Source organism: Nonomuraea insulae (genome assembly GCF_042656245.1).
The window spans coordinates 1-16,693 of record NZ_JBHSPA010000042.1; the positions used below are offsets into that span (position 1 = coordinate 1).

16 protein-coding genes are annotated in these 16,693 nt (G+C 71.8%); 8 read left to right on the forward strand and 8 right to left on the reverse strand.

What is annotated here, in order from left to right; genetic code table 11:
• Window positions 1–816 (forward strand): pectate lyase (locus ACFPZ3_RS33770; protein WP_379518361.1); only part of this gene is annotated, 816 nt, incomplete at its 5' end.
• A 121-nt stretch (window positions 817–937) separates the two neighbouring features.
• On the opposite strand, the gene ACFPZ3_RS33775 is transcribed toward ACFPZ3_RS33770, so the two are convergent.
• Window positions 938–1,852, reverse strand: coding sequence for a TIGR03564 family F420-dependent LLM class oxidoreductase (locus ACFPZ3_RS33775; protein ID WP_379518362.1), 915 nt, complete (start codon window positions 1,850–1,852; stop codon window positions 938–940).
• An 87-nt stretch (window positions 1,853–1,939) separates the two neighbouring features.
• Here ACFPZ3_RS33775 and ACFPZ3_RS33780 point away from each other — a divergent pair, with 87 nt between their 5' ends.
• Both ACFPZ3_RS33780 and ACFPZ3_RS33785 read left to right on the forward strand, forming a co-directional pair.
• Window positions 1,940–2,482: a TetR/AcrR family transcriptional regulator gene (locus ACFPZ3_RS33780; RefSeq protein ID WP_379518363.1), complete on the forward strand. Its 543-nt coding sequence runs from the start codon at window positions 1,940–1,942 to the stop codon at window positions 2,480–2,482.
• A 60-nt stretch (window positions 2,483–2,542) separates the two neighbouring features.
• A complete protein-coding gene (locus ACFPZ3_RS33785; RefSeq protein ID WP_379518364.1) occupies window positions 2,543–3,172 on the forward strand; it encodes a TetR/AcrR family transcriptional regulator in 630 nt (209 codons plus the stop codon).
• Window positions 3,173–3,180: 8 nt separating this feature from the next.
• Here the strand turns inward: ACFPZ3_RS33785 and paaE are convergent, their stop codons facing one another.
• Genes paaE through paaA form a run of 5 tightly spaced genes read right to left on the reverse strand, consistent with a single transcriptional unit; the run spans window position 3,181 to window position 6,930 of the window.
• Complete coding sequence (gene paaE, locus ACFPZ3_RS33790) at window positions 3,181–4,272, reverse strand: 1,2-phenylacetyl-CoA epoxidase subunit PaaE (protein WP_379518365.1); 1,092 nt, start codon at window positions 4,270–4,272, stop codon at window positions 3,181–3,183.
• 1 nt (window position 4,273) lies between these two features.
• Window positions 4,274–4,786, reverse strand: a complete 513-nt coding sequence (gene paaD / locus ACFPZ3_RS33795; protein WP_379518366.1) for a 1,2-phenylacetyl-CoA epoxidase subunit PaaD — start codon at window positions 4,784–4,786, stop codon at window positions 4,274–4,276.
• A complete protein-coding gene (gene paaC / locus ACFPZ3_RS33800; RefSeq protein WP_379518367.1) occupies window positions 4,783–5,688 on the reverse strand; it encodes a 1,2-phenylacetyl-CoA epoxidase subunit PaaC in 906 nt (301 codons plus the stop codon). Before paaC ends, paaD begins: the two co-directional genes overlap by 4 nt.
• 13 nt (window positions 5,689–5,701) lie before the next feature.
• The gene (gene paaB / locus ACFPZ3_RS33805) at window positions 5,702–5,995 is read right to left on the reverse strand and encodes a 1,2-phenylacetyl-CoA epoxidase subunit PaaB (RefSeq protein WP_379518368.1); all 294 of its coding nucleotides are present in this window, start codon (window positions 5,993–5,995) and stop codon (window positions 5,702–5,704) included.
• The gene (gene paaA / locus ACFPZ3_RS33810; RefSeq protein WP_379518369.1) at window positions 5,992–6,930 is read right to left on the reverse strand and encodes a 1,2-phenylacetyl-CoA epoxidase subunit PaaA; all 939 of its coding nucleotides are present in this window, start codon (window positions 6,928–6,930) and stop codon (window positions 5,992–5,994) included. The genes paaB and paaA overlap by 4 nt, the downstream gene beginning before the upstream one ends.
• Before the next feature lie 106 nt (window positions 6,931–7,036).
• Here paaA and paaZ point away from each other — a divergent pair, with 106 nt between their 5' ends.
• Window positions 7,037–9,055 carry a phenylacetic acid degradation bifunctional protein PaaZ gene (gene paaZ / locus ACFPZ3_RS33815; RefSeq protein ID WP_379518370.1) on the forward strand — a complete coding sequence of 673 codons (2,019 nt, stop codon included), beginning with the start codon at window positions 7,037–7,039 and terminating at the stop codon, window positions 9,053–9,055.
• 1 nt (window position 9,056) lies between these two features.
• Here the strand turns inward: paaZ and ACFPZ3_RS33820 are convergent, their stop codons facing one another.
• Window positions 9,057–9,566 (reverse strand): Lrp/AsnC family transcriptional regulator, encoded by a 510-nt coding sequence (locus tag ACFPZ3_RS33820; protein ID WP_379518371.1) that lies wholly within the window; start codon window positions 9,564–9,566, stop codon window positions 9,057–9,059.
• Window positions 9,567–9,686: 120 nt separating this feature from the next.
• Here ACFPZ3_RS33820 and pdhA point away from each other — a divergent pair, with 120 nt between their 5' ends.
• From pdhA to ACFPZ3_RS33840, 4 genes are all read left to right on the forward strand, one after another.
• Window positions 9,687–10,853, forward strand: coding sequence for a pyruvate dehydrogenase (acetyl-transferring) E1 component subunit alpha (gene pdhA, locus ACFPZ3_RS33825; protein WP_379518372.1), 1,167 nt, complete (start codon window positions 9,687–9,689; stop codon window positions 10,851–10,853).
• A 3-nt stretch (window positions 10,854–10,856) separates the two neighbouring features.
• Window positions 10,857–11,879 carry an alpha-ketoacid dehydrogenase subunit beta gene (locus tag ACFPZ3_RS33830; protein WP_379518373.1) on the forward strand — a complete coding sequence of 341 codons (1,023 nt, stop codon included), beginning with the start codon at window positions 10,857–10,859 and terminating at the stop codon, window positions 11,877–11,879.
• The gene (locus tag ACFPZ3_RS33835) at window positions 11,876–13,732 is read left to right on the forward strand and encodes a 2-oxo acid dehydrogenase subunit E2 (RefSeq protein WP_379518374.1); all 1,857 of its coding nucleotides are present in this window, start codon (window positions 11,876–11,878) and stop codon (window positions 13,730–13,732) included. The genes ACFPZ3_RS33830 and ACFPZ3_RS33835 overlap by 4 nt, the downstream gene beginning before the upstream one ends.
• Before the next feature lie 82 nt (window positions 13,733–13,814).
• Window positions 13,815–14,387, forward strand: coding sequence for a helix-turn-helix domain-containing protein (locus ACFPZ3_RS33840; RefSeq protein ID WP_379518375.1), 573 nt, complete (start codon window positions 13,815–13,817; stop codon window positions 14,385–14,387).
• A gap of 24 nt (window positions 14,388–14,411) precedes the next feature.
• Here the strand turns inward: ACFPZ3_RS33840 and ACFPZ3_RS33845 are convergent, their stop codons facing one another.
• Window positions 14,412–16,568, reverse strand: a complete 2,157-nt coding sequence (locus tag ACFPZ3_RS33845; RefSeq protein ID WP_379518376.1) for a bifunctional SulP family inorganic anion transporter/carbonic anhydrase — start codon at window positions 16,566–16,568, stop codon at window positions 14,412–14,414.
• Window positions 16,569–16,693 lie beyond the last annotated feature (125 nt).

The window sequence follows — 16,693 nt, forward strand, 5'->3', positions numbered from 1 at the left end:
TCCTCCGGCGCCCTGCTCCAGCAGAACTCCTGCGACTCCGTGGCCACCAAGCAGTGGACGCTGAGCCCGGCGGGCGGCGGCGGCACGCCCGACCCCACCCCCACTCCCACCCCCACCGTGACGCCGACCAGCGGCGGCGGTGACGGCAGCGGCGCGTGGCCGTCGGACACGGGCAGCGTGCACATCACCGAGACGCGCAACGCCGGCACCTTCTTCGACGGCGGCATGAAGCGCTACTACGGCATCGGCGACGGCGGCCAGGGCGAGAGCCAGGACCCGATGTTCGAGGTGGCCAACGGCGGCACGATCCAGAACGTCGTCATCGACGCCCCGGCCGGCGACGGCATCCACTGCCTGGGCTCCTGCACGATCCGCAACGTCTGGTGGAACGACGTCGGCGAGGACGCCGCCACGTTCCTCAACTCCAGCTCCTCGGCCACGTACCTGGTGGACGGCGGCGGCGCCAAGTCCGCCTCCGACAAGGTCTTCCAGCACAACGGGGCCGGCACGCTGACCATCAGGAACTTCCAGGTGCACAGTTCCGGCAAGCTGTACCGGGCCTGCGGCAACTGCTCCTCCTCCTACCAGCGTCACGTCGTGATGGACGGCGTCACCGTCCGCTCCACCAAGGTGCTGGCCGGCATCAACACCAACTGGGGCGACACCGCCCGCTTCCGCCGGATCAACGTCTACGGCAGCGCCACCATCTGCGAGAAGTACAAGGGCGTGCCCAAGGGCAGCGAGCCCACCAAGATCGGTGAAGGCGCGGACGGCGTGAACTGCATCTACTCCTCCTCCGACATCACCTACAAGTAGCCTTCTCCGGGCAGGCGGGCCTTCCGCCTGCCCGGCCTCCGGAGATCCGCTCGGCCGAAGGTGATCGTGGCCGTCACCGCGCTCGCGCCCCTGGCCGCCCTCGCCCTGCTCGCCTGCCTGTCTATGGCCGGCGCCCGGCGTACCAGGCGCTCGCGAAGTCCAGTGTGCGGGCCTGGTCCTGCTCGTCGCTGGCCGGGCTGAGCAGGAAGTCCGTCGTGCCCGCGTCCGCGAACCTGGCCAGCTCCTTCTCCACCGCCCGCTCGTCACCGGCGATGACCGTCTCATGCAGGCCCGACATGCCCTGACGCGCCAGCATCGAGCGGTAGCTGGCGAACCCGGCCGCGAAGCCCAGCCGCTCGGCCACCTCGCCGCGCACGCGGTCCGGGTCGTTCGTGACCGCCACGAGGGCGGAGGCCACGACGCGCGGGGCCGGGCGGCCGGCCGCCCGCGCCGCCTCGGTGATGCGCGGCGCGATGTGCTCGGCGATGGCGGCGGCGCCGGTCCAGGTGGTGACTGTGCCGTCGGCCAGCTCGCCCGCGATGCGCAACATCGCGGGACCGAGCGCCGACAGCAGGACCGGCGGCGGGGTGGCGCCCGGCACCTCGACCCGGCCGGCGGCCGACAACGTCTCGCCGCGGTACTCGATCGCCTCCCCGCGCAGCAGCGGCATCAGCGCGGAGAGGTATTCGCGGGTGTGCCGGGCCGGGCGGTCGTAGGACAGGCCGTAGGAGTCCTCGATGATCTGCCGGTGGCTGGGCCCGATGCCGAGGGTGAACCTGTTGCCGCTGATCGCCTGGGCGGTCTTGGCCTGCACGGCCAGCGCGAGCGGATGCCGCGGGTAGGTCTGGACGACGGCGGTGCCGACCTCGAGGCCGAGGGCTTGCCTGGCGCCGAGCGCCGCCACGGTGATCGCGTCCAGCGAGGTGAGCTGGGTGAGGAAGGCGCTGCTGAATCCGGCGGCGGCGCCGGCGCGCATCCTGGCCAGCACGGAGTCCACGTCCGTTCCCATGGTGTTGAGGTAGAGACCGACTCTCATGACCCTCCTAAGGTGAAGCGGACCTTCCGCTTCAGGTTAGGCAGGCTACAGTAACGTGAATCCCGGATTCCGGTTAGGGGGTGCACGATGCGAGCCGACGCCCGGCGCAACCGCGAGCGCATCGTCGCGGCGGCGCTCGACCTGTTCGCCGAGCACGGGGCGGGCGTGTCGATGGAGGAGATCGCCCAGGAGGCGGGCCTCGGCGTGGGCACGCTCTACCGCCATTTCCCCGACCGCCGGGCCCTGGTGGAGGACATCGCGACCGGCACGCTGACGGCCCTGCGCGACCACGTCAGGGCCGGCGCCGATGAGGCCGTGTCGCGGTGGGAGGTGCTGGTCGGCGTGGTGCGTTACTGCGCCGGGCAGCCCCTGGCGCTGATCACGAGGTTCAGCGACGCCTCGCCCAAGTCGGAGACCAGGTCGCGGCTCGTGCACGAGATCGACGCGCTGCTGGCGGACATCGTCGAGCAGGCCCAGCGCGAGGGCTCCGTACGCGATGACCTCACGCCCGGGCAGATCGTCGGGCTGATCAACGTGGCGGTCTGCCGCCCCGGCGCCCGCGCCGACGACCCCCTCGCCACCGTCATCCTCGACGGTCTGTCCACGGCCTCCACCCGTCGTGGATCATGACGCCCGGCCTGGGGCCGGCTTGTGCGGGGGCGTCTGATCTGCCGTGAGATGCTGGCATTCGTGACGACGACCGAGCCCGCCGAGCCGACTCCGCGCCGTGGTCGTGGCCGTCCGGGCTACGATCAGGCCGCGATTCTGCGCGCCGCGGTCGAGCTGTTCAACCGCAAGGGTTACGACGCCACCAGCATGGGCGACGTGGCCAAGGAGCTCGGGCTGACCAAGCCGGCCATCTACCACCACATCACGAGCAAGGAACAACTGCTCAGCCAGGCCCTGGACGACGCACTCGGCGAGCTCATCGCCGCCGTGACCGCGGCCTCCCGCGACCGGGCCGGCACGACCGCGTACGACCGGCTGCGCGAGGTCGTGCGTCGCAGCGTCGAGGTCCTCGTCGCCCACCAGCCCTCCGTCACGCTCCTCCTGCGGGTGCGCGGCAACAGCGAGGTCGAACTGGCCGCCCTGGAGCGCCGCCGCTGGCTCGACGACCGCCTCGCCGCGCTGGTCGCCGACGCCGTCGCCGAGGGCGCCCTGCGCGACGACGTGCCGCCGGCGCTCGTGAGCCGGCTGCTGTTCGGCATGGTGAACTCGCTGGTCGAGTGGTATCGCCCGGACGGCGTCTACGACCGATCGACGGTCGCCGACGTCATCACCGTCATCGCCTTCGACGGCCTGGCCCGCCACCGGCCCTGAACCCCGCGTCAGGCGTCGTAGTCGACGGTGACCTCCTCGCCGACCGGGAACGACTGGCAGGTGAGGACGAACCCGTCGGCCACCTCTGACGGTTCGAGCGCGTAATTGCGGCGCATGTCCACCGTGCCCTCGCGGACGACGGCGCGGCACGTCCCGCAGACGCCGCCCTTGCAGGCGAACGGCAGATCCGAGCGGGTCGCCTGGGCGCCTTCCAGGATCGTCGTCTCCCGGGAGACGGCAGAGGTCGTGCGCAGGCCGTCGAGCACCGTCGTCAGCTCGGTCGTCGCGCCGGTCGGCGCCCCGTCGGCCCGCCGCGGCCGAGGCGGGGGAGCATCGACGTAGAAGAGCTCGACGTGGACGTTCCCGGCGGGGACGCCGAGGCCGGTGAGGACCTCGCGGGCGTCCTCGACCAGCCGCAGGGGCCCGCACAGCCAGACGTGGTCGAACGCCTCGATCGGCACCAGGTCGGTCAGCAGGCGGCGCAGCCGGTCGGCGTCCAGCCTGCCCGAGAACAGCTCGACGTCGCGCGGCTCCCGTGACAACACGTGGACGATCTGGACCCGGGCGCCGTAGCGGTTCTTCAGGTCGCCGAGCTCCTCGGTGAACATCACGGTACGGCTCGTGCGGTTGCCGTACAGGAGCGAGACCTGCGCCCCCGGGTGGGTCAGCACCGTCGAGGCGACCGACAACATCGGGGTGATGCCCGAGCCCGCCGCGACGCACAGGTGGCGCTCGCCGCGCGCCGGGTCGGCCTGCCAGGAACCGGTGGGGGTCTGCACCTCGATGCGGGTGCCCGGCCGCACCTCGTTGATGAGCCACGAGGAGAACAGGCCGCCGGGGATCTCGCGGACCCCGATGCGGGGGGCGGCGCCGGCGGGCGCGCAGATGGAGTAGGAGCGCCGGTGGTCCTGGCCGTCGATGACGCGGCGGAGGGTGAGGGACTGCCCGGCCCGGAAGGCGTAGGCGTCGCGCAGCTCGTCGGGCACGGCGAACGTGATCGCGGCGGCGTCCTCGCACAGGTGGTCCACCGCCGCCACGGTCAGAGGATGGAAGGCGGCGGCGGTCCTGGCCCGTGCGGGGCCGGGCGCGAGCGTGGTCATCTCATATCTCCTTGACGTGCTCGAACGGCTCAAGGCAGTCGGTGCAGGTGTAGAGGGCCTTGCAGGCGGTGCCGCCGAACTCGGAGGCCAGGCGCGTGGCCGCCGAACCGCACCGGGGACAGGCCGGGGCTCGCCGTGGCGGCCCGAGGGTGAGCGCCACCGGCCCGGCCGTACGCCGTGCGGGGCCCGGTGGCGACATCCCGGCCGCGCGCAGAGCCGCATGGCCGCGTTCGGAGATCCAGTCGCTCGACCAGGGCGGATCGAGCACGACGCGCACCTCGACGTGGGGGAAGCCGGCGTCGTTCAGCCGGTGGACGAGGTCGTCGCGCATGGTCGCCATGGCCGGGCAGCCGGTGTAGGTCGGGGTGATCGAGGCGACGACGATCTCACCGCCGTCCTGCCTCCGTTCGACGTCCACGGCGCGCAGCACACCGAGGTCGGCGAGGGTGAGCATCGGCATCTCGGGATCGCGCACCTGCCCGGCCGCCTCGGCCGCGCGCTCGCGGCCGCTCACCAGCGCCCGCCCGGATGCTCGCGCGCGACCACCTGCATCTCGGCCAGCAGGGGGACGAGGGCCTCGGTGTGCCGGCCAGACCGGCCACCGCCGGTCAGGGGCGGCCGATCCGGCCGGGGGACGCCGCTCATGCCGAACATCTGGTCGAGGACGGTGTCCAGCTCACCACGGGTGGTGGCCGGGTCCACGCCGACGCCGGCCCGCGCGAGCGACGACTCGACGGGATGCGCGGTGACCAGTTCCGGCTGGTACGGCCACAGGGCGCCGAGGGCCGTGAGCAGCCTGCGGCGTGACTCCTCGGTGCCCTGCGCCAGGGTGAGGAACCAGCGCGCCGCCCAGTCCCGGTGGTAGGTGAGCTCCTTGACCCCCTTGGCCGCCACCGCCGCCAGCACCGCGTCCGTGCTGGCCCGCAACCCTTCGAGCAGCGCCAGCCGGGCCGCGGAGAACAGCAGCAGCCGGACCACCACATGCGCGAAGTCGCCGTTCGGCACCTCGGCGAGCCGGACGTTACGGAACTGCCCGGCGTCACGGAAGTACGCCAGCGCGTCCTCCGCCGGCACCGGCGAGCCCGGAGGGAGCACGGGCACGACGCCGGGGTCGGCGGCGGCCGCCCGCGCCAGCAGCAGGCGAGCCTGTCCGAGCAGGTCGAGGGCCATGTTCGCCAGCGCGATGTCCTCTTCCAGATCCGGCGCGCGGCTGCACCACTCCGACAGGCGCTGCGCCATGATCAGGGCGTCGTCGCCGAGCATGAGACAGTATGCGGCCAGCTCCGCGTGGTTCACCCCGTCGGGCACCGTCGTGTCCACGCCCGCCAGCGGGTCCTCGAAGTCGGTGCCGAAGGCCCACTGGGAGGAGTCGCCGCCGAGCAGGCCGTCGAAGACGTTGCCGTGGTCGTCACTCATGGGTCGCTCCTCCTCACATGTGCGGGACGTCGTCGGGGATCTCGTAGAACGTCGGGTGCCGATAGACCTTGTCGTTGTTCGGCCCGAACAGCGGGTCCTTCTCGTCCGGGCTGGAGGCCGCGATGGCGTCGGCCCGCACCACCCAGATGCTGACCCCCTCGTTGCGCCGCGTGTACACATCCCGCGCGTGCCGCAGCGCCATGGCGTCGTCCGGGGCGTGCAACGACCCCACGTGGACGTGGTTGAGCCCGCGCTTGCCACGGACGAACACCTCGTACAGCGGCCATTCCCGCCGGTCGGCGCTCATCGGGCACCGGCCCGGGCGGCGAAGGCGGTGGCGGCCTCGCGTACCCAGGCGCCGTCGTCGTGGGCGGCCTGCCGGTGACGCAACCTCTGGGCGTTGCACGGCCCGTCCCCGCGGACGACCGCGGCGAACTCCTCCCAGTCCGGCTCGCCGAAGTCATGCTGGCCGCGTTCCTCGTTCCAGCGCAGGTCGGGGTCGGGCAGCGTCACGCCGAGCGCGTCGGCCTGCGGGACCGTCATGTCCACGAACTTCTGCCGCAGCTCGTCGTTGGAGTTGCGCTTGATGCCCCACGCCATCGACCGCGCGCTGTTGGGCGACTGGACGTCCGGCGGGCCGAACATCATCAGCACCGGCCACCAGAACCGGTTCACCGACTCCTGCACCATGGCGCGCTGGGCCTCGGTGCCGCGCATCATCGTCATCAGCAGTTCGTACCCCTGCCGCTGGTGGAAGGACTCCTCCTTGCAGATGCGGATCATGGCCCGCCCGTAGGGCCCGTAGGAGGTGCGGCAGAGCGGCACCTGGTTGCAGATGGCGGCCCCGTCCACGAGCCAGCCGATCGTCCCGACGTCGGCGTAGGACGGCGTCGGATAGTTGAAGATCGAGGAGTATTTCTGTCTTCCGGCCAGCAGCAGATCGGTCAGTTCGGCGCGGGAGACGCCCAGGGTCTCGCACGCCGCGTACAAATAGAGTCCGTGGCCCGCCTCGTCCTGCACCTTGGCCAGCAGGATCGCCTTGCGGCGCAGGGACGGCGCGCTGCCGATCCAGGCGCCCTCGGGCTGCATGCCGATGATCTCGGAATGCGCGTGCTGGGCGATCTGGCGCACCAGCGTCTTCCTGTAGGCGTCGGGCATCCAGTCCCGGGGCTCGATCCGGTCGCGGCGCGCGATGGTCGCGTCGAAGGCGGCCTGCGGCTCCGGGTCTTCCGAAGTCGTCATCTTTACCTCCCGCGGCAGGCGTTCTTATTTACTTATCGCTCGGTCAGTAATACGGTTGCACGGGTCGGGGCTCCTGTGCAAGAGGTGCCCGCGGAGAGGAGACGACGTGAGCGCGCTTCTGGAGAGCTACGCCGCCGGACGATGGTTCAGGGCGGCCGACGACGGGGAACCCTTGCTCGACGCCGCCACGGAGGAGGAGGTCGCCCGCATCTCCAGCCGGGGGCTGGACGTCGCCGCCATGGTCAGGCACGCCAAGGACACCGGCGGGCCCGCGCTGCGGTCCCTGACCTTCCACGAGCGGGCGGGCCTGCTCAAGACGCTGGCCAAGCACCTGCTGGAGCACAAGGACGAGCTGTACGCGCTGTCCGCACGCACCGGCGCCACCTCCCGTGACACGTGGGTCGACGTGGACGGCGGCATCGGCACCCTGTTCAGCTACGCGAGCAAGGGCGTGCGCGAGCTGCCGAACGACACCGTCATCCTGGACGGCGGCCTGGAGCACCTGGGCAAGGGCGGCACCTTCCTCGGCCAGCACCTCTACACCTCCAAGCCGGGCGTCGCGGTGCAGATCAACGCCTTCAACTTCCCCGTCTGGGGCATGCTGGAGAAGCTCGCGCCGGCCTTCCTCGCCGGGCTGCCCACGATCGTCAAGCCCGCCAGCCAGACCGCCTACCTCACCGAACTCGCCGTCCGGCGGATCATCGAGTCGGGCATCCTCCCCGAAGGCACGCTCCAGCTCGTCGCCGGCAGCGCGGGCGGGCTGCTGGACGAGCTGACCGTCCAGGACTCCGTCGACTTCACCGGCTCCGCGCACACCGCGGGCATCCTGCGCCGCCACCCCAACGTGCTCGACGGCGGCGTCGTCCTCGGCGTCGAGGCCGACTCGCTCAACTGCTCGATCCTCGGCCCCGACGTGCGGCCGGACGATCCGGAGTTCGGCCTGTTCGTCAAGGGCGTCGTCACCGAGATGACGGTCAAGGCCGGGCAGAAGTGCACGGCCATCCGCCGGGTGATCGTGCCCTCGGCGACGGCCGGTCAGGTGGTGGAGGCGCTGGCCGCCCGCCTGGCCGAGGTGACCGTCGGCGACCCGCGCGACCCGGACGTGCGGATGGGGCCGCTGGCCAGCCTGAGCCAGCGTGACGAGGTGCGCAAGGCCGTCGAGGCGCTGCGGGCGGGCACCGAGGTGGTCGTCGGCGACCCGGGGAAGGCCTCCCCGTTCGAGCGCGGCGCGTTCATGGCCCCGCTCGTGCTGCGCGCCCGTCCGGGCGTCACCGAGCCGCACGAGGTGGAGCCGTTCGGCCCGGTGGCCACCGTGCTCGGCTACGACGGCGTCGAGGAGGCGGTCGCCCTGGCCGCCCGGGGCAGGGGCAGCCTCGTCGCCTCCGTCGCCACCCACGACCCGCGGGTCGCGCGGTCGATCGTGCTCGGGCTGGCGCCGTGGCACGGCCGCGTCCTCGTCCTGGACAGGGACGACGCCAAGGAGTCCACCGGGCACGGCTCGCCGCTGCCCGTCCTCGTGCACGGCGGTCCCGGGCGGGCCGGCGGCGGGGAGGAGCTCGGGGGTGTCCGCGGGGTTATGCACCACATGCAGCGCACGGCCGTACAGGGCTCTCCCGACCAGCTCACCGCGATCACCGGACGCTGGACGACGGGCGCCGCGCGCGCCGAGTCCGGCGTGCACCCCTTCCGCAAGTCCCTGGCCGAGCTGCGGATCGGCGACACGATCGCCTCCGAGAAGCGCACGGTGTCGCGAGCCGACATCGACCACTTCTCCGAGTTCACCGGCGACACCTTCTACGCCCACACCGACGAGGAGGCGGCCGCGCGCAACCCGCTGTTCGGCGGCATCGTCGCCCACGGCTACCTCGTCGTCTCGCTGGCCGCCGGGCTCTTCGTGGACCCCGACCCGGGGCCGGTCCTGGCGAACTTCGGCGTGGACGCGCTGCGCTTCCTCACCCCCGTCAAGGCCGGCGACGCCATCGACGTGACGCTGACGGTCAAGCAGATCACCCCGCGCGTCGGGGCCGACTACGGCGAGGTGCGCTGGGACGCGGTGGTGAGCAACCAGGAGGGCAAGCCGGTCGCCACGTACGACGTGCTGACCCTCGTGGCGAAGACCTGGTAGCTCAGCCCTCCCGCGCCCGCCACTCCACACCCCGGCCCCGGGCCTCGTCGAACACCAGCCAGGTGCGCGTGGCCCGGACGCCGGGGATGTCCTGGATGAGCTCCAGCACCACGTGCCTGAGCACCTCGTTGTCCGGCGTCCTGACCAGGACCAGGAGGTCGTAGTCGCCGCCGACCATGGCGAAGTGCTCGACGTAGGGGGTGTCGCGGAGCCTGGCCGACACCGTGCGCCAGGAGTTCTGCTCGATCGTGACCGAGACGTACGCGCTGGTGCCCAGGCCCGCCCGGTGCGGCGCGAGCTCGGCCGTGAAGCCCGTGATCACCCCGTCCTCCATCAGCCGGGTGAGCCGGGCGTAGGCGTTGGCGCGGGAGATGTGCACGCGCTCGGCCAGGGCCCGCATCGAGATCCGGCCGTCACGCAGCAGCTCCGCGATGATCGCGCGGTCCACCGCGTCCAGCTGACTGGCAGAACGTCCCGCCAAGCCGTTCGCAACGTCCTCTTCCGTCGACATTTGGCCCTCCTGGCACCCGCTTGAAGGTCATATGTCGCCCATCATGCCTGATGTCTTGAACAAATGGCGCTCCGGGCGGACGCTTTGCTTGTCAAACGTCCAGAGAAAGCGAGGGTCGTCATGTCTGTGAGGACGAACCTTCTCCCCTCACCCGTGCCGGTGCGCTTCGTCGCCGAGGACGGCACCGCCGTCGGCCCGCCCGCCGGTTACCGGCCGCCCGCGGACGAGCAACTGGCAGAGGGCTACCGCAGGATGGTGCTGGGCCGCCGCTTCGACCGGCAGGCGACCGCGCTGACCAAGCAGGGCCGGCTCGCCGTCTACCCCTCCAGCCGCGGGCAGGAGGCCTGCCAGATCGGCGGCGTGCTCGCGCTGCGCGCGGACGACTGGCTGTTCCCCACCTACCGCGACTCGATGGCCCTGGTCGCGCGCGGCCTCGACCCCGTCGAGGTGCTCACGCTGCTGCGGGGCGCCTGGCACTGCGGGTACGACCCCGCCGCCACCCGCGTCGCGCCCCAGTGCACGCCGCTGGCCACCCAGACCATCCACGCGGTCGGCATGGCCGACGCCCTGCGCCGCAAGGGCGAGGACGGCGTCGTGATGGCCTTCGTCGGCGACGGCGGCACCAGCGAGGGCGACTTCCACGAGGCGCTCAACTACGCCGCCGTGCTGCGCGCGCCCGTCGTGTTCTTCGTGCAGAACAACGGGTACGCGATCTCCGTGCCGCTGGCCAGGCAGAGTGCGGCTCCGGCGCTGGCGTACAAGGGGATCGGGTACGGCATGCGGTCCGAGCAGGTGGACGGCAACGACCTCGTCGCGGTGTTGTCGGTGCTGACGGCTGCCGTCGGGCATGCGCGGGCGGGTGATGGACCGTTCCTGGTGGAGGCGCACACGTACCGGATGGATCCGCACACCAACGCCGACGACGCCACCCGGTACCGGGAGGCGTCGGAGGTGACGCGGTGGGAGGCGGCCGATCCGCTCGCCCGGCTGGAGGCGTACCTGCGGGGGCGCGGCCTGCTCGATGCCGAGGGGGTCGCCTCGGCGCACAAGGCCGCGGAGGAGTTCGCCGCCCGCGTGCGCGACGAACTGAACGCCGACCCCGCGGCGGACCCGTTCGAGCTGTTCGACCACGTCTTCGCCGAGCCCACGCCCCAACTGCGCGAGCAGCGGGCGCTGCTGGCGTCCGAGCTGGGGTCCGAGCTGGGGTCCGAGGCGGCGTCCGGACTGGGGGCCGGGTCGGTGTCCGGGCCGGTGCCTGGGGCGGCGGCCGGGATTCGGGAGGGCTGAGGGATGACCGCGATGACGATGACGATGACGATGGCGCAGGCGCTCAACGCCGCGCTGAGGGACGCGCTGCGCGACGATTCACGCGTGCTCGTCTTCGGTGAGGACGTCGGCAGGCTGGGCGGCGTCTTCCGCGTCACCGACGGCTTGACGGCGGAGTTCGGCGAGGAGCGGTGCTTCGACACCCCGCTGGCCGAGGCCGGGATCGTCGGCCTGGCCGTGGGGCAGGCCATGGGCGGGTTCCGGCCGGTGGTCGAGATGCAGTTCGACGCGTTCGCGTACCCGGCCTTCGAGCAGATCGTCTCGCACGTGGCCAAGCTGCGCAACCGCACCCGGGGGCGGCTGGCGCTGCCGATGGTGATCAGGATTCCGTACGCGGGGGGCATCGGCGGGGTCGAGCACCACTGCGACTCCAGCGAGGCGTACTACGCGCACACCCCCGGGCTGAAGGTCGTGACCCCCGCGACTCCCGACGACGCGTACTGGCTGCTCCGCGACGCCATCGCCGACCCCGACCCGGTGATCTTCATGGAACCCAAGCGGCTCTACTGGACAAAGGGCGAGACCACGCCCGGCGACCGGCGGGCCGGGGGGTTCGGGCAGGCGGTGGTACGGCGCGAGGGCCGCGACGCGACCCTGATCGCCTACGGGCCGAGCGTCCAGGTGGCGCTCCAGGCCGCCGAGGCCGCCGACGGGCTTTCCCTGGAGGTGGTGGACCTGCGCACGATCGTCCCGTTCGACGACGCGACCGTCATGGCGTCGGTGCGTAAGACGGGGCGTTGCGTGGTGATCCAGGAGGCTCAGGGGTTCGCGGGGGTGGGGGCGGAGATCGCGGCCCGCGTACAGGAACGGTGCTTCCACTCGCTGGCCGCCCCCGTGCTGCGTGTCTCGGGGTTCGACATCCCTTACCCGCCCCCGATCCTCGAACACTCCCACCTGCCGGACGCCGACCGCGTCCTCGACGCAGTGGAACGGCTCCAGTTCGACGACCAGCCCGATCTCCTGCACCTGACCGGGGAGACGTCATGACCGCCACACGCCAGGTGTTCCGCCTGCCGGACCTCGGCGAGGGCCTGACGGAGGCCGAGGTCCTGGACTGGAAGGTAGCGGTCGGGGACACGGTCGAGATCGACCAGATCGTGGTGGAGGTCGAGACCGCCAAGGCCGCCGTAGAAGTGCCGATCCCCTACGCCGGTACGGTGCTCCGCCTCCACGCCGACCCGGGCACCGTCCTCCCGGTAGGCGCCCCCCTCATCGAAGTCGGCCCACCCACAACCAGGACCCCCACCCCGAACGCACATTCCGCCCCGAACACATCTCCCGTCCCGAACGCATCTCCCGCCTCGGATGCTCCTCTCGCCACGCTGGCACCTCCCGCCACGCTGGCGACTCCGGTCCCGGATGCGCCTCCCGCCCCGAACGCGTCCCGTGCCTCGAACGCGCCTCGTGCCTCGAACGCGCCTCGTGCCTCGAACGCGCCTCACGTCCCGAACACATCTCCCGCCTCGAACGCGCCTCCCGCCTCGAATGCTCCTCTCGCCACGCTGGCGACTCCGGTCCCGGATGCACCTCCAGCCACGGACGTGTCTCCCGCCACGCTCGCGCCTCCCGCCACGAACGTGCATTCCGCCGTGGGCGAGGACCCCGCCACGGACCCGTATCCCCCTGCGGGCGAGGATCCCGCTGTGGCCCGCTACCGCGAGGAGGAACAGGCGGGCTCTGGGAACGTCCTGATCGGCTACGGCACCGGCCGCGCCCGCAGCTCCCGTCGCCGCCCCTCCCGCGCCACCGCCCGCACAGCCCCGGCACTCGCGCCGCAGCCCGCCCCAATCGCGCGGCAGGCCGCCCTACCTGCGCCGCAGATCCCCGTACCCGCGTCGCAGGGATCGGCGGTCGTGTCGCGGGATCCGGAGGTCGCGCCGCAGGTCGCCGTGATGTCCGCCGCCCGGTTCGAGGCCGGGCCGCAACGGGCGTACGCGCCTCGTGTGATCTCCCCGCTCGTCCGCAGGTTCGCTCGCGAGCACGGGGTGGACCTCGCCACCATCACCCCCACCGGCCCTCACGACGTGATCCTTCGCCGCGACGTCGAGCAGGCCATCGCCGACAAGCCGCGCGAAGCCCCCACGGCACCGCTCACGGCACCGCCCACGACATCGCCCACGACACCGCCCACGACCGGGACGGTGCCGGCGGCGGAGCGCGTCCCCCTGCGCGGCCTGCGACGGGCGGTGGCCGACAAGATGAGCAGGAGCCGCAGGGAGATCCCCGACGCCACCACCTGGGTGGACGCCGACGCCACCGGCCTGCTCGCCGTCAAGGACGCCCTGAGACGAGCCCGCCCCGACCTCGGCATCGGCCTGCTCGCACTCCTGGCCCGCATCTGTGTGGCCGGCCTGCGCCGCCATCCCGAGCTGAACTCCTCGGTCGACACAGAACGAGCCGAGATCGTCCGGCACGGTCACATCAACCTGGGCTTCGCCGCCCAGACCGATCGCGGCCTCGTCGTCCCGGTGGTCAGGGACGCGCACCTGATGACGACCGGACAACTCGCCGCCGAGCTGACCCGCCTCACCACCCTCGCCCGCGAAGGGGGGCTGCCCCCCACCGCACTGACCGGCGGCACGTTCACGCTCAACAACTACGGCGTCTTCGGCGTGGACGGATCCACCCCGATCATCAACCACCCGGAGGCCGCGCTCCTCGGCGTCGGCCGCATCATCGACCGCCCCTGGGTGAGCGACGGCGCGGTCGTGCCCCGCAAGGTTACCCAGCTCTCCTTCACCTTCGACCACCGGGTCTGCGACGGCGGCACAGCGGGCGGCTTCCTGCGCTTCGTGGCCGACTGCGTGGAGAACCCGTCGATCCTGCTCGCCCACGTATAACCGCCCGACCCCGCGGAGAACCGTCCACGAGGAACGACTGTAGACGATCCGATCGATGCGCTTGAGACATATACTCTTGCCCATGGCGCAAGACGACCTTGACCTTGACACCGTGATCCGGCAGCGTATCCGTGGCCTGCGGTTGGCGCGCGGCTGGTCACTGGACGCCCTCGCGGCGCGCTGCCACCTCAGCCCGTCCAACCTGAGCCGCATCGAGACCGGCCACCGCAGGATCGCCCTCGACCAGCTCGTCCCGATCGCCCGCGCCCTCGACACCACCCTCGACCAGCTCGTCGAGTCCGCCGCCGACGAGGACGTGGTGATCCGGCCCGAGCCCTGCCACGCTCTCGGGATGACGAGCTGGCTCCTGTCCAGCGAACGTTCGCTCAACGGCGTGACCGTGGCGAAGATGCGCATCACCCCCGACCGGCCCACCGGCGCCGAGCACCTGAAGGTGCACCCCGGCCGTGAGTGGTTCACCGTGTTGTCCGGCATCGCCCGCCTGCACCTGGGAGAACGTACGATCTTGGTACGGACGGGCGACGCGGCCGAGTTCTCCACCATGACCCCGCACGCCATAGGCGCTCACGAGGGCCCCGCGGAGCTGCTCACCATCCTCGACCACCACGGCGAACGCACCCACCTGGCCGAGTGAGGTCCGCTCAAACGCGCCCAGGCGTCAGCGACACGGCTCCGGAGGGATCGCCGGGACGGCGGCGGTCATCGGCGGGACGACCTCTACCCGCGCCGACCCGATGTCGAAGAAGAGCCCGACCAGCTTCAGCCGCCCGGCCCTGACCTGCTCATCGACCCTGTCGTAGGTCATCAGGTTCCTGAGTTGCTGCTGGACGTTCAGCCGGCACAGCGTGTCCAGCGAGCTCTGGTCGCGGATCCCGCCGAGCCCGGCCAGGCTGGGGTCGCCATGGCGGAGCCAGCGTTCGAGCTGCGGCAGGCCCGCGGTGGTCGCCGGGCCGTTGAGCAGCGCACCCATCGCGCCGCAGCCGGAGTGCCCGCAGACCGTGATGGTGTGCACGTTGAGGACGCGCGTGGCGTATTCGATGGCGGCGGCCACCGAGTCGTCGCCTGGCTCGGAGCCCGCGCAGGGCACGAGGTTGCCGATGTTGCGCACCGTGAACAGGTCGCCGGGGCCGCTGGAGGTGATCAGGCTCGGCATGATGCGGGAGTCGGCGCAGGTGATGAACAGGTGCGTGGGCTGCTGCTTGACGGCCAGTTCCGTGAAGATGGAGCGCAGGAGCGGCGCCGTGCGCCGGTGGAACTCGTCGGCCCCCCGGGTGAGCCGGCACTCGACCGCCGTGGCGGAACTACGGCGGTGGGTCCAGGGTAGCCACCAGTGCCCGGCCGCCTTGGGCGGGCTCTTGGCGGGGAACATTCGGGCGCCGCTGGCCGCCAGCGCGTACCACTCGTCGTGCAGCTCGTCGATGCTGACCGTGCCGCCCAGCCGCTCGTGGTCCAGCCGCCAGGAGTGGATCGCCTCGAAGGCGGCGTGGTCCATGAAGTCGATGTTCAGGTCCAGGTCCACGGTGGCGCCGGGCGGGATCGTACGCAGCTCCTGGGTCAGGCCGGGCACGCCGAGAAAGGTGAGCGAGCCGGAGACCGTGGCGTGCAGGCGCCCGTTGGGCTCCTGGCGCTTGTCCACCGTCACCCGCGTCAGCCGCCGCAACGCCAGCAGTGCCGCCAGCGCCAGCCCGGCCAGGACGCCCTCGGCCAGCCCCACCAGGATCACGCCTGTCATGGTGACCAGGTAGAGGGGCACCTCGTTGTGGCCGTGCACCTTCCTGACGTGGCCGAGGCTGATCGTCCTGATGCCGATGAAGACCAGCAGCGCCGCCAGCGCCTCCATCGGGATCAGCCTGATCGTCCAGCCCAGGCAGAGCGCGAACAGCAGCACCCACACGCCGTGCAGGACGGCCGACCACTGGGTGCGCGCGCCCGCCCGGATGTTGGTGGTGCTGCGGACGATCACCCCGGCCACCGGCAGCCCGCCGAGGGCCCCGCTGACCATGTTCGCCACGCCCTGCCCGGACAGCTCCTTGTCCAGGTCGGAGCGGGGACCGGCGTGCATGCCCTCGGTGGCCACGCAGCACAGGAGCGACTCCGCCCCGGCCAGCAGCGCCACCAGCAGCACCGCGCCGGCGATGTACTGCCAGTCGCCGTGCGGCAGCTCCGGTGGCGCCCACGCGGTGATCGCGCCGGACAGGTCGATGCGGGTGACGTTCCAGTTGAAAAGCCAGGCCGTGCCGGCGGCCATGAGCAGCGCCGCCAGCGGCGCCGGGACCGCCTTGATGTGCTTGGGCAGCCGTTCCCAGACCAGCAGCACCGTGACGGTGAGCACGCCGACCATGACCTTGTGGCCGTGCATGTTCATGATCTGGCCGGGGAGCTGGACCAGGTTCGCCCAGGCGGAGTGTTGCGGGCTGCCGCCCAGCACCACGTGGAGCTGGGCGAGGGCGATGATGATGCCGACTCCGGCCAGCATGCCGTGGACGACCGCGGGGGAGACGGCCAGCGCGGCGCGCGCCGCCTTGAACGCTCCGAGCAGCACCTGCACGCCGCCGGCCATGATGGTGATCAGGCACGTGGCCCGCCAGCCGTGGGTCTGCACCAAACCGGCGATCACCAGGGTCAGGCTCGCCGTCGGGCCGCTCACCTGAACGGGCGAGCCGCCCAGCAGGCCGGCGACGATCCCGCCCGCCGCGGCGGCGATGAGACCGGCCGCCAGGGGCGCCCCGGCGGCCAGGGCTATGCCCAGTGACAGGGGCACCGCGACCAGGAACACGACCAGCGATGCCGGTAGGTCGTATCTGAGAGTGCGCATGATGCTACTCTCCGTAATGGTATTCATGCGGCAAACCCTAGTGCCCGAGCCAGGCACTGTCCGACGTCTGGAGAGCGCGCCGGACGATGTTCGCTGCCAGCGTCGCGACCGCCCTCACGCGTCCT

Bases quoted from the DNA above. Each gene is read 5' to 3' on its own strand.
- ACFPZ3_RS33775 (WP_379518362.1), bottom strand. From the start codon at position 1,852: ATGAGAGTCGGTCTCTACCTCAACACCATGGGAACGGACGTGGACTCC.
- ACFPZ3_RS33780 (WP_379518363.1), top strand. From the start codon at position 1,940: ATGCGAGCCGACGCCCGGCGCAACCGCGAGCGCATCGTCGCGGCGGCG.
- paaE (WP_379518365.1), bottom strand. From the start codon at position 4,272: ATGACCACGCTCGCGCCCGGCCCCGCACGGGCCAGGACCGCCGCCGCC.
- paaC (WP_379518367.1), bottom strand. From the start codon at position 5,688: ATGAGTGACGACCACGGCAACGTCTTCGACGGCCTGCTCGGCGGCGAC.
- paaB (WP_379518368.1), bottom strand. From the start codon at position 5,995: ATGAGCGCCGACCGGCGGGAATGGCCGCTGTACGAGGTGTTCGTCCGT.
- paaA (WP_379518369.1), bottom strand. From the start codon at position 6,930: ATGACGACTTCGGAAGACCCGGAGCCGCAGGCCGCCTTCGACGCGACC.
- ACFPZ3_RS33820 (WP_379518371.1), bottom strand. From the start codon at position 9,566: ATGTCGACGGAAGAGGACGTTGCGAACGGCTTGGCGGGACGTTCTGCC.
- pdhA (WP_379518372.1), top strand. From the start codon at position 9,687: ATGTCTGTGAGGACGAACCTTCTCCCCTCACCCGTGCCGGTGCGCTTC.
- ACFPZ3_RS33830 (WP_379518373.1), top strand. From the start codon at position 10,857: ATGACCGCGATGACGATGACGATGACGATGGCGCAGGCGCTCAACGCC.
- ACFPZ3_RS33835 (WP_379518374.1), top strand. From the start codon at position 11,876: ATGACCGCCACACGCCAGGTGTTCCGCCTGCCGGACCTCGGCGAGGGC.
- ACFPZ3_RS33840 (WP_379518375.1), top strand. From the start codon at position 13,815: ATGGCGCAAGACGACCTTGACCTTGACACCGTGATCCGGCAGCGTATC.
- ACFPZ3_RS33845 (WP_379518376.1), bottom strand. From the start codon at position 16,568: ATGCGCACTCTCAGATACGACCTACCGGCATCGCTGGTCGTGTTCCTG.